This is a genomic window from Telluria sp. ZB4P34 (assembly GCF_059686055.1).
Window position 1 is genome coordinate 93,372 of the sequence record NZ_JCASIF010000007.1, and the last position, 15,004, is coordinate 108,375.

The window sequence follows — 15,004 nt, forward strand, 5'->3', positions numbered from 1 at the left end:
CTGAGCTCACCAATAATCATGCCATTCCATGCCTAGAGCCTCTAGCCTGCCTAATAGGAGCGGGATTGATTAACAACGCAAAAAAAAAGAAAATCCTAATCAAACCTAAAATTGGTCTAAATTTTGCAACAAATATGGTATAACTTTAGTACCAGGGACCGTAAACCCTAGTTCAACCGCTCCGAAAGAATCACTCAAGCATTTCGACTCTTTCAAGCACTAGACCAAGAGACATGCGTCCTAAACCTGCCGATCAAACTGCGCAAACCTGCGCCTAACTTGCTCATCAGGATTGCTCGATCCGGCTTGGTCTGCAGTAATCGCAAGGATGGGCCGATCACGGCGGAGACATGACAGGACGTCGATCATGCTGAGGTTCCAGCAGACCTGTTACTACCGAGGAGACCCTTCGCTTGGTAGCAACTGCCCATGCAGTCTGGTAGTAGGCGATCGGCTTCGCCCGTAGAGGCGCTCGTACCCTGATTTTGCAAAGACACCCGAAGGGTGAATGCAAAATCCCACTTCAAAACAGACATAAACCCATACGTAGGTCTTTATAAGAGACGTGTACGCCGGTGCCCAGCTAATTCTTTGAAACCCCAGTCGCGACGATCGGGCTAGTTGGATCATCCAGGGACGCGGCTCAAAATGCGGAAACTTAGCGGTGAGAGAACTACACAGCCACTTCTCTGTCCGCGACAGCGGACAGAGAGTAAAAAATCAGAAATTCACTTTCCAATAAAACGTAATAGATTAATAATAAACGGTATCAATAAAGTTTATGCTTCTAGAGTCGCAATAGCGAGGTTGTTCGCGCTGTTGATGTGTTCCATGGAGTGTTGGTAATTTGCGAAAAAAACGAGTTACTCCTCAATAATTTATTTCGCCTATTTCGTTTATTTGTTTTTTTCTCTAAAATTCGCCCATCAAACGCAGGAAATTTTCGCGTTACAAGATGAGAATGTTTAGTGAAAATAGTTAACCTTAGAACGGGCGAAATGAGCACGTATTTAACTGCAAATGAATTGGCTGAGCTGGTCGGTTGCAAACCTAACCAGCGCAGTAGGATGATCGGTTGGTTATCTTCAACTAGATGGAAATTCGAGGTGGCTTCAACGGGTCTCCCTCAGGTAGCTCGTGCATATTACGACCGAAAAATGGGAATCTCTGAAGAAACGAAAGGCTCGCGAAATGCCGAAACTCCAAACCTCACTGCGTTCAAGTCGTAAAGAACGAACGGGAATCGACCGTTTGTATAAACGGGTTGGGAAACGCAAGGTTTCCTGGTACTACCAATATCCTGACAACAGGAGTGAGACCTTGGCCAGCGCCCCATTAGGGGATAAGAAGGCGATTGCCGACGCGGACCGTACCGCCAAACGGAAGGCCCTCGACATACAGCAGGGGGTTGTTGTAGCCGGATCAGTTGCAGAAATGATCGAGCGTTTCCGAGATGAGGCGGCGCCAAAGCATTACAAGGACCAGTCGAAAGACGGTCTGGCCGTGCGCGCTGGCGCCTACGCTAACTTGACGAAGTTCTTTGGCGCTATGCGACCTATGGCACTGAAAACACAACACGGGTACCAGTATCTGGAAGCGCGCGCGAAAGCCGGCGCCCCCGCGAAAGCAAACAAGGAGCTGTCGCTAATGTCAACCATTTGCTACTTCGGTATACGTTGGGGGCTGATCGAAGCGAACCCATTTAATGACATGATTCAGAACAGGACAGAGAGGAAGGTTCGAACGATCTACCGGAGCCAGATAATCCGTTTCTACCTTTGGTCACGCCGGCAGACGTCTGGATACCAGGTGATGGGCTGCGCTGGCATGTTTACTTACTTGACTGGTTTCCGGGCGGCTGAGGTACGGCCTTTCCACGTAACCGGCTTTGGCGAAGAAGGGGTGCGGGTGATCAGTGCGAAGCGGAAGAAGGGAGAGGACGAGGTGACGAAGCTGCGCGAGTGGTCCCCACGATTGCGAACTGTGGTGGCAAGGGCGAAGCAGGCCCACACGGCAAGCCGGTTGTTCCTGTTCGCGAACGCAAAGGGCCAACCATACACAAAAAGCGGGTGGGGATCACTGTGGGCGGACGCGATGTTTGATTGGATTGCATCGTTCGACAGCGAGGTTTCGGCTGCTCTGGCGGCAAAGCGGGAATGGGAAGTCCGATACCGGGCGGCTAGGAAGGCCAAGACCACGATCAAGCCATATGAGGGGTACAAGATCACGGAGCACCCGGATTATTTCGCTCTATCCGACATTCGTCCAGCCGCGATCACAACTAAGCTGCGTAACCGAAGCAAAGACGTCTACGAGTTCGCCGGGCACGCGAATCCGTCCACTACGCACCGGTTTTACGACCGACGACAAGAAAAACGGGCGAAGGCCACGGAGTGATGTATGGCACCGAAATTGCAGAACTTCTGGCAGCAATGCATTTCCTCACTTACATCTAGAAGCTCCCCCTGCCGGTTCCTGTGGCAGAATATGATGCCGCCTGGTTGGTAGTAGACCCAATGGCCCGCTTGGCGAAAACGTCCTTAAATATGGCATGGCAGAGAACACGCTCGGCTAGCCCGCGTAAAACGCGAGCTGGGTCAGCATTTCGGATGCTTCCGTTTTGGTCAAGCCATTATCCATTGCCCGGTTAAGAAAATAAGTGACCTGGGCCTTGGCCTGATGCAACCAGAGCGCTGACGATGACGATACTGCAGCCGCTTGGTGCAAGGCTAGGCCTAAGAGCGCCTAACAAAACCCTGTGGTTGCTCAGCAGGCAACAGCCAAGTACACTGGGCCGTGCCGACCGCTCGCAATCGGCCAAGAGCAGTCTTCTAAGCAGCCGATTGTAGATGCATATTTGGATTCTTGAGCGAAATTTGCTTTTCTACGAATCGCACTTATTAGAGGTGGCAGGCCATCCACACTAGCGAGCAAAAGATCATGGGACGATGGAAACAATGGAAGGAGGCAGATGAGGCGGCTAACCTGCCGTCGGAGGCATTTGTCCCATTTAGAGAATATGAGCCATTGGAAATTAATGACCACTGGCTTAGAACCGCGTCTGACGACGACAAACTGGATGCTATGCGCTTGTGGTTCCGTGCGCGCTTCTGCGATCCTGTCCTTGAGACTCCCTACAATGGTCGTGAAGGCGGCTTCCTGTTCATCAACGGCGGTCCTTATGATCCGGCTGAGGTTATTTTTGACCGTTTCGGAAACCTAGCTCAGCAAGACCTAATAAAGATCGTTGTGGAAGAGATGCACGCTGAGCATCACGATCAGTGGGCACCGGTGCGATATGATCCACCGGATGAGTATGATGATCTCTTCGACCTGCCTAACTTTCGTCGTGCCGACGAGCCAATACTTCGTCTGGTCGAGCGTTTACAACAAGCCAAGGCAGTTCTTACAATGTCTGGCGATGCTAATACCAAGAGTCTTGTAGAAAAGCTTGCATTTGGCGCTGCGATTAGTGCCTTAGAAGCCTTTCTAAGGGAAACAATCTCATATTGGGTCGAACACGACAGTCAGGTCGTAGAAAACATTATCACGAAGATCCCGCGTTTTCGCGACGAACCAATGTCCCTAGGACAGATCTACGAGCGGCAGAAAAATTTGAGGTCGCATGTTCTTACATACTTGCAGAACATTGTTTGGCATCGATGGGACCAAGTAAGCCCACTGTTCAAAATTGGGTTGGGTATCGATCTGGACAGCACTAAAATATTTCAGAACGCGATGGTCAAACGTCACGATATTGTACATCGGAGTGGACACGATAAAGCCGGCATTCCTATCAGTATTAATAGCGATGAGGTCACACGTCTCTGCGGAGAGATCGAGAAATTCGCCACGACAATCAAGCGTAGAATTGACGAAAAATTATTTTCGTTCTGAGTCTAGTTTTGCAGCATTTTAAATAGGCCTGGTACAGGCAGAATCAGCCGTTGCAGCTTATTCGCAAATAAGCGGATAAGCGTATGCGACACCTAAGCATTCTCTTCACGGACTGTCACTTGCCTGCTCGCTCATCTGTTAGTGGTATGTCGAGAGTTTTTGTTAGGCGCTCTAAGCCAGAGATCTCGGAACAGCGCGTCGGTTGTGCACTGCACCACGCACGGCGCAACTTTACCAAAAGTATCGTTCAGCCTAGCCCGCTTATCCTGGCCTTCCTTGTCGAGTTGAAGCAGCTTAACTTGGCCGGAGGCAGCTACTCGTTACCGATTTTGCCCTCAGCGAATACGACCTTCGCGGCCTTCACGGTCTTCACGGCACCTATTGCGTTCGGCCAACCAGAATAGAAATCAAGGTGGGTAAAATTCCGATATTTCTTCAAGCTTAACGCCATTGTCGAGCGCCCTGTTCAGATAATATGACACCTCGGCTGGTGGTTTCTGCCAATCAAACTGCGCAATGTGTATGCTAACGATCGATTTTAACTTCGCCGTTTCTTATCGCAGATAGAATTTTTCCTTGCAGCAGTGCTGTAGCATTGCACGTTGCCGATAGATGCTGTAGCATTTCATCGAAGTCTTTTGGCTCATAACATAAGTCTATCCCGTCCTCGTTTCGAAAAAGGAGGTCGTTTGGATAGTTTTCGTGAAATAACCAAGCTGTATGGGCACAGAAGTTTCGTTTTTTTGCCCCGCTCTTGATCCTATTTTTAACGAGACTCCACTCGTCAGCCAAGGCAGGGGTCAAGTAACGAAGGAGTAGCCGATCAATAATCTGCAAACGTTTATGGATTGAATCTATTTCTTCCATAATCACCATCGAATTTCTATCGTGCCGAACACTGATGCCGCCACCTTCAGTCACAACGTGCGTCCCCATAGCTGCGCTTAGCATTCTCGAAAGATATTCCTCAACCATAGCCCACTCCAGCAAGATAGCAGAGATCCTAATTGCGCAGTCGACTCTGCCCATGATGTTTGCTGCGCCTCCCTGCACCCGGCTACCTATTTGCACGACTTTTGGCATTGTTTCCTCAACTTAGACTCTTCACGTGACCTATCAGTTAATATAAATCAAAAATTACTTAGCAGCATTATATTCAGAGGTAAGACCGTACAATCTTGTTCTCTCCAAGTCGAAAAATTTCCAACGGATGGCTTGAGACCCGCATGGTTGGGCACGGATTTATGAAGTTTCGTTGGAAAAACAGAAACTCAAGGTCTTGATTTAAAAAGGAAAATTGAGATTTGACGGCTGGATTGTGATTCCTGTCGTCGTGGGTTCGAGTCCCATCAGCCACCCCAAGAATTCAGCAGCAATAGCAAAGGGTTACACGCTTCCAGCTTGTAGCCCTTTCTCTTTTTTGGAAGATCGATTCGAGGTTTTCGAAAGTCTTCCAGCGCAAGGTACGAGAGAAGGCAATCAAGGGAGAAGAACCGGCACGCGAGTATTGGGCTAACCACCCCGCGTGCCTGTTGAAGTGCGAACAAGCGCAGCTGACCGCCGTTGCTTACGACTTGCGGCGGCGTGCGAATGCCAGGCCGGCCAAGGCCAGCCCCATCAAGCTGATCGAGCCTGGCTCAGGGACCTCCTCAGCCAATGCCAAGTTAAACACAGCGAAATTCTTGTGCGGCATTTGCATGGTGTCACTGGCAAAAATCGACTGATGGACTTGGACCTCATCCGTCATTCCAAATAGAGCCATATAAGCGCTGAAATTTAGAATCTCTGTGGCTGCGAGATTGCCATTCGCCGAATACGCGTATGGAATGACGGTATGGCACACGCCATTATCGGCACAGCCGAATGTTTTTTTGGCGTCGGAGTCGAAGTTCCCGGTCAAACCGTCGACGAACACTTGTGCCAGCAGTGCCTGAGCTGCGAGCACGGCGTTATCACTGGTGGTGAATGCGAATGCTGAGTTGGAACATCCGTCAAACAGCGATTCGCACGAGCCATCCATGAACTTGACGTCGTACAGCGTTCCGGCAACATCGACGTTCTTTGCACCAGTCAAGATGCCGTTGCTGTCCACTTGAAGGATCGCTGCTGCACTTGCTTGAGAAGCTGCAAGAATTGCACAGCTAGCGATGAAGGTGCGAAAGAACGGCAAGATTTTCATGATTTCCTGGCAGAAGTAGATAGATTGAAGTGACATCGGCGCGACTGGTGTAGGCAATTCTCTAAAGCAAATATCGTGCCGTAAAGAAAATATTCATTGCTGACAGTTACTTAACTAAGTCAGCGCTGACTTGGCGACCTATACTGTAAGAAATTTCGACAAGAATTAGTAATTGCCTGCGATCAGCTTCCCTTGATATATAGAGATCCTGTGTCTTTGCGCTGCTGGCGACCAGCAGTGCAGGAATGTCCCGATTAGCCTGAAGAATGGAAAAGGCAGGCAAATGCCTGCCCTCTTAAACAAAGGAAAGCCGGATCAGGGATTTGCCACCAGGCTGAAATCGTCAAACGTCAGGTTGTAGTCATCCCCTGCCGCGCCGACTGCCCCCAGTATCTGCAACTGGGCCGCCGCATTCGTCACCGGTGCGGTGAACGTGTACGTGAAGGTGCCGGTCGTCGGTGTCAATGCCGCAGTCACGTCCAGGTAGCGGGCGAAGCTGCCGCCGTTCTCGCCAATCACTACCCCAACCGTCCTGGCGACGCTGGCGGCGCCTTTGAAGACTAGGGTATAGCTGCTGCCCTTGACCAGTGAAATGTTCGGTTGGTTGAGCTGCACATGCCAGTTATTCCCGGGATCCACGTCGGTGACCACCAGCCGCGCACTGCCATTGACGGTCGACGCGACGAGCGAACCCGTGCCGGGGCTGGCCCAGGTGATCCAGTTCGGCGCCAGGTCGCTTGAGAAATCGCCGTTCTTCAACAGGTTCACACCAACGACGGGTCCGCTTGGTGCGTCCGCGGCGCCGATGTCTTCGACCACGACATTGTCGATCCACACCAAGTTGTTCCCTGCTTTCGCCAGATTGAACACCACGCGCGCGCCATTGTTCGTGGCGGACGACATATCGAAGGTCCGTGTGAACCTTTGCATGCCCGTCGTCAGCTCGGCAGGATGGTCGCCGCCGGAATAAGACTCGAAATTCCGGTCCTGGCCGGCGCCCACGGTATAGCTCATGCTGCGGTTGGTAGAAGCGCGTGCGTCGAAGCTGATCCGGTACTTGCGCCCTTCTTTCAGCGGAATATTGTTGTGCTGGAGCTGGACGTTCCAGATTTCGGCGCCGGGGTTCGTGATGTCGATCTTGAGCGCCCCGCCGTCGTTACTCGCGTTGGCTTCGCCATTCAGTTTGAACAGGTTCCAGAAATAGGAATTACTGGCGCCTGCGATGGTCTCCACATCCGGGTTCTGCGCGACGATGGCGTTGGTCGCGGTCCAGTCGAACGAGGGGTTGTAAACCAGGTTGCCGTTGACTGCGGGACGGGCAACCGTCGTCGCCGGTGTCCACGGATATTTCATCTCCGGGCGCGGACCGGGATCGCGCTTTTCGTCGGGCAGCGAGGACCAGCGGATATAGTCGATCGCCATCTCGGCCTTGTCGGGCGTCGTGGCGTCCGGATTGCCGTCGAAATTGCCGCCGACTGCGAGATTGATCAAGAGGTAGAACGGCTTGTCGAACGGAGCTGGCCAGGGATTCAGATCATCGTCGCTATCCGGCGGATTGACGTTCGAGCTCCACCATTTCGTCTGCGTCGCGGTGACGACGCCGTCGATCGACCACTTGATTTCGTTTGAGCGCCATTCCAGCGTGTAGGTGTGCCACTCGCTGACGGTGCCGCCGTTGGCGATGGTTGCCTCCTGGCCCGTGTAGATATTGCGCGGCCACATCCCGCCGTAATGGAGTGTCTGGGCGATCTTGGTCGGCTTGCTCCCCATCCCTTCCATGATGTCGATCTCGCCATTGGCCGCCCAACTTGCGTAGGGATTGCCGACATTATCTTCGGGTAGCATCCAGACTGCCGGCCACAGGCCTTTGCCCACCGGCAGCTTGGCGCGGAATTCGATCTTGCCGTAGGTGCGACTGAATTTGCCGGCGGTGCGGATGCGCGCGGAAGACCATGTGAAGGTCTGGCCTGCGTTACCGCCGGCAGTCGTGCCGATCACCGGTTCCTTGCGCGCGGTAATGATCAGGTTGCCGCCCTCGACGCGCACGTTCTCCGACCGGTCCGTGTAGTACTGCAGCTCATTGTTACCCCAGCCAGGGTTGCCAATGTTCGCACCATTGCCCAGCTGGTAGCCCCACTTCGTGGTGTCGAGTGCGGCGCCGTTGAAGTCGTCGCTCCAGACGAGGGCCGGGTCCGGTGCGGGTAGCACAGGCGGGGGCGTCGTTGCCACTGGCGGCGGCGAGGAGCGGCCGCTGCCTCCACAGGCGCTGAGTAGAAAGGCGATGCTGGCGATGGCGAAACGATATCTATATTGGAACATCCGTGTCTCCTGATTATCTTTAACTGCGCCATGGGAGAAATCTTGTAGCGATCAAATAATAAACAGGTTTGGAATCGTTTCCAAGTTAACTTTCTGCGCGATGTGTGCGCTTCGCCGAGCCGCCAGGGTCTTACGCGGTGTAAACGAAAAAACCCGCCGTAGCGGGTCGAGACCGGAGAGCCTGTCGCTCAGCGCTGCTTGCGGCGAATTCCGGCAAGTCCGAGCAGCCCCAGGCCGACGAGGCCGAGGCTTGCAGGTTCTGGAACATCCGCCTGCGGCGTCACGGGCGTGATGCTTTCGACGAAATACACCACGGTGCGTGAGCCGAACTCACCGCTGACCTTGCTGACAAATGGCGAGCTCCCGAATTCGATCCTCACGCCATCCGCATTCGTTCCGAAAAAATTAATGTCCCTAACGATATTGCTGGCGTCAATCTCGAAATGGGCCGTCACATCAGACTTAACGAACGATGTGGTGAACTCGCCAAAGTCGAAGTGCAGGTCGAGGCTTTCGAGCGGCGCGCGGAAAGTCGCTTCAGGAGCGGGTTGCGTCAGCTTGGCGGTATCGTAGATGAAGGAACCCTGGCCATAATCCGGGCCGAACATGCTGCCGTCGCTGATGTTGAAGCCGACCCGCATCAGCCCCGCATTTGCCGATGTCGCCAGTACGAAGAGAGCAAAAGCGCAGATTTTCTTACCGAGAGTATTGAACATGGTAGGAGTCCTGGTTAGTACGCGAAGGTGCGCAGGTTCCCGCATATGCAATTACCATGCCAAAATGAAAACTTTTCAAAAATTCATGGACTTATCCAGACGGCACAAGGATTGCCGCGCACGAGGTGTAAAGACGTTCGACAGGAGCTTGTCATTACAGCGGCCCAGAACGAAAAACCGCCTGCATTGCAGGCGGTTCGGGTTCCAGCTCAAGCGCGCTTAATAGCGGTTCGCATTGTTCGGACGGGCGTCGTGGCGGTTCGGGACGCCGTCTCCGTCACGGTCGCGGTCGAAGCGGTTGCGGACACCGTCGCCGTCACGGTCGCGGCGGGCCAGGCGGTGGTTGTCGCGAACCCAGCCGCCGCGGTCGAGGTACCAGCCGTTACGGTCCTGGCGCCACACCGGCTGCTGGTAGACATAGCCAGCCCGCACACGCTCGTAGTGACCGCGTTCCCACACGTAGCGGCGGCCATTATAGGCCCAGTAGCCCGGCACCCACTCATAGCCGCGACGGGCTTGCGGGATCGCTTCACGGCGCAGCGGCGGCGGCGCTTCGCGCACCACGATTACTTCAGTGCGCCCCTGGGCCTGCGCCTGGACCGGCGCGAAGGCTGCGGTACTGATCAGGACAGCTGCGGTAGCGGCAAGAATGCTCTTCATGGTGGTTCTCCTGTCGGTTTGTGTTGAGACCACTATAACCAGCCTCAAGCACGCACGGGAGAAATGAAAAACCTGCTTACAATCGAAACATGCTGCTATGAAAATGTAACCGAGGACGAAAAAAAAGCCGGCAATGCCGGCTTTTTCGGAGCGGAAGAGATCAGTCCAGCTTCCAGGCGTAGTCGACCTTAGTCCAGGTCGCTGCAGGTGCACCGTCCTTGGTGCCCGGCTTGAACTTGCACGACGACAGGCCTTTCAGGGCTGCGCGGTCCAGGTTCTTGAAACCGCTCGACTTGTCCAGCTTCGACTCGGTCACGGTGCCGTCGGCGCTGACCAGGAAGGATGCCGAGGTCGTACCCTGCTCTTCGTTCATCAGCGAGGCCTTCGGATATTCGACCGCACATTTCTTAGGGTCAAAGGATGCCGGCACTTCGGCGGCGAAGGAGGCGCCGGCGGCGGCGGCCAGGGACATTGCGGCAATCAGTTTCATGGTCAGGTTTTTCATCATTCCCCCAATAAGGCTATAAGGTTTTGTTTAAGGTTCGCAGTCTCACTGCTGCCGGTCCGGGGGCCGGCATTTTCTCTCTTAGAATTCTTCCCACTCGTCGCTGGCGACAGTGGCGGCTTTCTTCGGCTTGGCCGGCGCGTCGTCGTGCGAGGCCGGGGCAGCCGACGCCGATGCAGCAGGCTTCTTCACGCCCGCCTTCCTCAAGGCCGGTGCCGGACGCTTGGCGGCTGCCGGGCGCACCACGACGGCGGTGCTGGCGGCGACCGGGGCCGCGGCCGGGGCCGGGGCCTGCGCCTGGTACTGCTCGCCCTCGCTCAGCTTGAAGATGCTGACGACGCGGGCCAGTTCGCCCGCCTGGTCCTGCAGGCTTTGCGCAGCGGCAGCGGCTTCCTCGACCAGCGCGGCGTTCTGCTGGGTCATGCTGTCCATCTCGATGATCGACAGGTTCACCTGTTCGATGCCGGCGCTCTGCTCGGCGCTGGCGTTGGCGATTTCGCTCATGATGTCGGTCACGCGCTTGACGCTCGTCACCACTTCATCCATCGTCACGCCGGCCTGGCCGACCAGCTTGCTGCCGCGCTCGACCTTCTCGACCGAGTCGCCGATCAGGGTCTTGATCTCTTTCGCTGCCGCGGCCGAACGCTGGGCCAGGTTACGCACTTCCGATGCCACGACCGCGAAGCCGCGGCCCTGTTCGCCGGCACGCGCCGCTTCCACGGCGGCATTCAGCGCCAGGATGTTGGTCTGGAAGGCGATGCCGTCGATCACGCCGATGATGTCCGAGATCTTGCTGGCCGAACTGTTAATCTCGCCCATGGTGCCCACCACCTGAGACACCACTTCGCCACCCTTGCGGGCCACGTCCGACGCGGTTGCGGCGAGGGCGTTGGCCTGGCGGGCGTTGTCGGCGTTTTGCTTGACGGTCGAGGTCAGTTCTTCCATTGCCGACGCGGTCTTCTCCAGCGAGCTGGCCTGCAGTTCGGTACGCGAGGACAGGTCGATGTTACCGGCTGCAATTTCACGCGAAGCGGTGCCGATGGTTTCGGTGCCGCGGCGCACCTGTTCGACGATGCCGACCAGGCTGTTACGCATTTCCTTCATTTCCACCAGCAGGCTGCCGCGGTCCGATTCTTCGGTCTCGATGGCCACTGCCAGGTCGCCATGGGCGATGCTGGCGGCGATCTGGGCGGTGTAGGCCGGCTCGCCACCCAGCTGCTTGCGCAGACTGCGCGTGATCAGCCAGGCTGCCACCACGCCCATGGCGACGGCGGCCAGCAGCATGAAGATCATGAAGTTACGGGCGTTTTCGAATTCCGACTCGGCGTCGGCCTTGCTCTGGGCGTTCTGCTTTTCTTCGAGAGCGGACAGCTGGTCCAGCGCCTCGGTCCACTTCTTCTGCACCGGACGGACTTCGCGGATCATCACGCGGGTAGCATCCATCGCGTTGTTGGCCAGGTAGAGTTCCGATGCCCTCTGGATGGCGGGCATGGCCTCGCCTTCAAATTGCTTGACCTGTGCCAGCAGTGCTTTTTCCTTGTCGCTGGCATGGGCCGCGAACAGGGTCGACAGCTTCTTCTGGGCTTCTTCGTACTTGCGGGTCTGCTCCTTGAACTTGACCATTTCCGGTTCCATGTCGGCCGGGTCGGTCATCAGGGTCAGCACGCGCAGCGAAGCGACACGCTCGCCGACGTTGTTGCGCATATCAGTCACGAGCGCAGTCGACACGTTGCTCACGCTCACGACCTTGTCGAGGCGGTCCTGGATCTGGGACATGCGCATGATGCCGACCGCAGTCACCACGATCAGCAGTACCAACACCAGCGCGAAGCCGAGTGCAAGGCGGGTACCGACCTTCAAGTTGTTCAAAAAAGCCATTCCTGTTCTTCCCTGTATCTATTGATCGAATTCGCCCGGATCCCTGCGCCGTGCGACGCCTGGCGTAACTGTTTGTGAAGTTACGACTATTTCCGACAGGATAAATCAAAAGTTCTGCGCGGAAAGTCGAAATCGACCACGGCATCCGAACTTGTTTCAGCTCAACAACGGTGTTGACATAATTCAACACGTAGGGCGCAGTAGAAATTATGCGTGCAGAATTGCTGGGCAGCAAGCTTTAACCGACTTGACTATACAAATCGCACTGAATTATGTAGCAATTTGCCGACAAGAAACAAAAATGGCGCACCGTCGTGAGCCTTTCGAAAGAGGAGAGGCTCAGGCCGCAAGCGGCATGCGCGCCGCAGCCTCCAGCAGCAGGGCCGGGTCGGCGCGTGCCAGCTTCTTCGGGTCGGACAATATCTGGCGGAAAGCGCGTGCACCGGGTAGCCCGGTCATGATGCCCAGCATGTGGCGCGTGATACTGTTGAGCTTTAGGCCATGCTGGCCGTACAAGCGCAGCTGCTCGGCAATATAGGGAAGCATGGCTTCCAGCACCTGCTGGCGCGTCTTCAGGGGGGCTGCAGGATCGCCATAGAGGCGCCGGTCCCAACTTGCCATCACCCAGGGGTTGTGATAGGCCTCGCGGCCCAGCATTACGCCATCCACATGCTGCAGGTGCAGGGCGATCTCGTCGTCCGTCTTCACGCCGCCGTTGATGATGATTTCCAGGTCGGGGAACTCGCGTTTGAGCTGGTAGGCCACGTCATAGCGCAACGGTGGGATCTCGCGGTTTTCCTTCGGGGATAGCCCCTTGAGCACGGCATTGCGGGCGTGTACGATGAAGGTCCGGCAGTCGGCGTCCGCGATGGTGCCGACGAAGTCGCGCACGAAGCCGTATTCCTCGTTGTGGTCGATGCCGATGCGGTGCTTTACCGTGACGTCAATCGCCACGGCGTCGCGCATCGCCTTGACGCAGTCCGCCACCAGTTGCGGCTCGCCCATCAGGCAGGCGCCAAAGGCGCCCTTCTGCACGCGCTCGGACGGGCAGCCGCAATTCAGGTTGATCTCGTCGTAGCCCCACTGCTCGCCCAGCTTCGCGCTTTTCGCCAGGTCGGCCGGATCGCTGCCGCCCAGCTGCAGCGCCACCGGGTGCTCCATGGCGTCGTAGCGCAGGTGGCGCTCGACGTCGCCATAGACCAGGGCGCCGGTGGTGACCATTTCAGTGTACAGCCAAGTATGGCGGGTGATGTGGCGGTGAAAGACGCGGCAGTGGCGGTCGGTCCAGTCCATCATGGGGGCGACCGACAGGCGGCGTGGTGGCAACTGGGCTTTTGGGACAGGCAATATCAAACTCATAAGAGAAGTAGCATGCAGCCGGTCGGCTACGGAAGGCGACATCATAGAGCAAAACCCCAGATCTCGTGGATGCATAACCGGGCCGGTAGCATCGTGGTTGGCCGAGCCCAACATCACGCTATGTAAACAAAAAACGTATTCTGAAAAGAATTTCCATATGGAACTTAATGCCGCACCGAAACATGTCGCCTTGTATCTGTGAGAGCGAGTGACGCACTCGAAATACAGAATTCTCCCCTTTATATCAATCAGGAGTTCACCATGCTGAGCCTTCACACCAACAACGCAGCGCTTTCCGCACAAAGCGCGATCGGCCGCACCCACAGCTCGCTGTCGACCTCGATGACCCGCCTGTCGACCGGCTTCCGCATTAACTCGGCTATGGACGATGCTGCCGGCCTGCAAATCGCTACGCGCCTGAAGGCGCAGACCAGTGGCATGAACGTCGCCATGCGCAACACCCAGAATGCCATTTCGATGATGCAAACCGGCGAGGGCGCCCTAGAAGAGACCAGCAACATCCTGGTCCGAATGAAGGACCTGGCCACCCAGGCATCGGATGCTTCGGCAACCGACGCGGACAAGAAGGCAATGCAGTCGGAATTCGACGCGCTGGCTACCGAACTGAGCAACATTGTCGGCAACACCTCCTTCGGTGGCGCCAAACTGCTGGCCAAGAAGGCGACTGCCGCTGAAGCCGGTGCAGCGGGAACTGCAGTGACCACCGCAGCCGCCGCCAAGGCTGCAGCCGTCACCGCACAGGGCACCGCGTCGACCGCCTACACCACTGCCGCGGGTACCTACGCCGCCACGCCGAACGCTGCCAATGCTACCGCCTTGGCAACCGCGAAAGCCAACCTCGATACGGCCGACAAGACGCTGGCCGAGACCACCACCGCTGACGCCGCAGCCGCTGCCTACAAGACCGCTGCTGACGCATCGCTGCTGTCGGGTAAGGACGGCAAGTTCTCAACCGAGATGAAGTTCCAGATCGGCGCATCGGGCTCGGAAACCATGGGCGTGAACGTCGGCGCCGACATGAGCGCGCTGCATGCCGCCCTGGGCGCGACCAGCAAGAACTACAACGGTTTCGGCGCAACCCTCGGCGTGGCGGGCAACGAGCTGACTCTGGCTGGCTCGGCCACCACCTCGATCGACAAGTTGCAGACCGCCATCGACGCGGTGGCCACCGTGCGTTCGTCGCTGGGTGCGGCATCCAACCGCCTGGACCACGTCGCCACCAACCTGTCGAACATCAGCAGCAACACTCAGGCCGCCACCGGCCGCATTATGGACGTCGATTTCGCCAGCGAGAGCGCCGCGATGACCTCGAGCCAGATGCTGTTGCAAGCAGGCACCGCGATGCTGAAGCAGTCGAACAGCATGTCCTCGATGGTCATGTCGCTGCTGCAGTAATGTTATCCTTCCTGGACTAGCACCAGGGATCGCCAGGGCCAGCCGCGAGCATCGGTTGGCCCTCTTTATTTGTGG

At 56.2% G+C, this 15,004-nt stretch carries 12 protein-coding genes; 4 read left to right on the forward strand and 8 right to left on the reverse strand.

What is annotated here, in order from left to right; translation table 11 throughout:
• Nucleotides 1–998 precede the first annotated feature (998 nt).
• The 3 genes from AC56KL_RS13755 (at nucleotide 999) to AC56KL_RS13765 (ending at nucleotide 3,897) form a co-directional block, all read left to right on the forward strand.
• Nucleotides 999–1,229, forward strand: coding sequence for a DUF4224 domain-containing protein (locus AC56KL_RS13755; RefSeq protein ID WP_497180720.1), 231 nt, complete (start codon nucleotides 999–1,001; stop codon nucleotides 1,227–1,229).
• Nucleotides 1,192–2,397 (forward strand): site-specific integrase, encoded by a 1,206-nt coding sequence (locus AC56KL_RS13760; protein WP_497180721.1) that lies wholly within the window; start codon nucleotides 1,192–1,194, stop codon nucleotides 2,395–2,397. The genes AC56KL_RS13755 and AC56KL_RS13760 overlap by 38 nt, the downstream gene beginning before the upstream one ends.
• A gap of 543 nt (nucleotides 2,398–2,940) precedes the next feature.
• Nucleotides 2,941–3,897, forward strand: a complete 957-nt coding sequence (locus tag AC56KL_RS13765) for a hypothetical protein (RefSeq protein WP_497180722.1) — start codon at nucleotides 2,941–2,943, stop codon at nucleotides 3,895–3,897.
• A gap of 525 nt (nucleotides 3,898–4,422) precedes the next feature.
• On the opposite strand, the gene AC56KL_RS13770 is transcribed toward AC56KL_RS13765, so the two are convergent.
• From AC56KL_RS13770 to dusA, 8 genes are all read right to left on the reverse strand, one after another.
• Nucleotides 4,423–4,980, reverse strand: a complete 558-nt coding sequence (locus AC56KL_RS13770; RefSeq protein WP_497180723.1) for a hypothetical protein — start codon at nucleotides 4,978–4,980, stop codon at nucleotides 4,423–4,425.
• A gap of 484 nt (nucleotides 4,981–5,464) precedes the next feature.
• Entirely contained in the window at nucleotides 5,465–6,076 is a 612-nt protein-coding gene (locus AC56KL_RS13775) for a PEP-CTERM sorting domain-containing protein (protein WP_497180724.1), read from the reverse strand.
• Nucleotides 6,077–6,391: 315 nt separating this feature from the next.
• Nucleotides 6,392–8,395, reverse strand: a complete 2,004-nt coding sequence (locus tag AC56KL_RS13780) for a carbohydrate binding domain-containing protein (protein ID WP_497180725.1) — start codon at nucleotides 8,393–8,395, stop codon at nucleotides 6,392–6,394.
• 188 nt (nucleotides 8,396–8,583) lie between these two features.
• A complete protein-coding gene (locus tag AC56KL_RS13785) occupies nucleotides 8,584–9,111 on the reverse strand; it encodes a PEP-CTERM sorting domain-containing protein (RefSeq protein ID WP_497180726.1) in 528 nt (175 codons plus the stop codon).
• 219 nt (nucleotides 9,112–9,330) lie between these two features.
• On the reverse strand, nucleotides 9,331–9,771 hold the full coding sequence (locus AC56KL_RS13790; protein ID WP_497180727.1) for a YXWGXW repeat-containing protein: 441 nt from the start codon (nucleotides 9,769–9,771) through the stop codon (nucleotides 9,331–9,333).
• 160 nt (nucleotides 9,772–9,931) lie between these two features.
• A complete protein-coding gene (locus AC56KL_RS13795; protein ID WP_497180728.1) occupies nucleotides 9,932–10,261 on the reverse strand; it encodes an energy transducer TonB in 330 nt (109 codons plus the stop codon).
• A gap of 96 nt (nucleotides 10,262–10,357) precedes the next feature.
• Nucleotides 10,358–12,154 (reverse strand): methyl-accepting chemotaxis protein, encoded by a 1,797-nt coding sequence (locus AC56KL_RS13800; RefSeq protein ID WP_497180729.1) that lies wholly within the window; start codon nucleotides 12,152–12,154, stop codon nucleotides 10,358–10,360.
• 339 nt (nucleotides 12,155–12,493) lie between these two features.
• Nucleotides 12,494–13,513 (reverse strand): tRNA dihydrouridine(20/20a) synthase DusA, encoded by a 1,020-nt coding sequence (gene dusA / locus AC56KL_RS13805; RefSeq protein WP_497180730.1) that lies wholly within the window; start codon nucleotides 13,511–13,513, stop codon nucleotides 12,494–12,496.
• Between the two features lie 261 nt (nucleotides 13,514–13,774).
• On the opposite strand from dusA, the gene AC56KL_RS13810 reads away from it, so the two are divergent.
• Nucleotides 13,775–14,929, forward strand: coding sequence for a flagellin N-terminal helical domain-containing protein (locus tag AC56KL_RS13810; protein WP_497180731.1), 1,155 nt, complete (start codon nucleotides 13,775–13,777; stop codon nucleotides 14,927–14,929).
• Nucleotides 14,930–15,004: the final 75 nt, after the last annotated feature.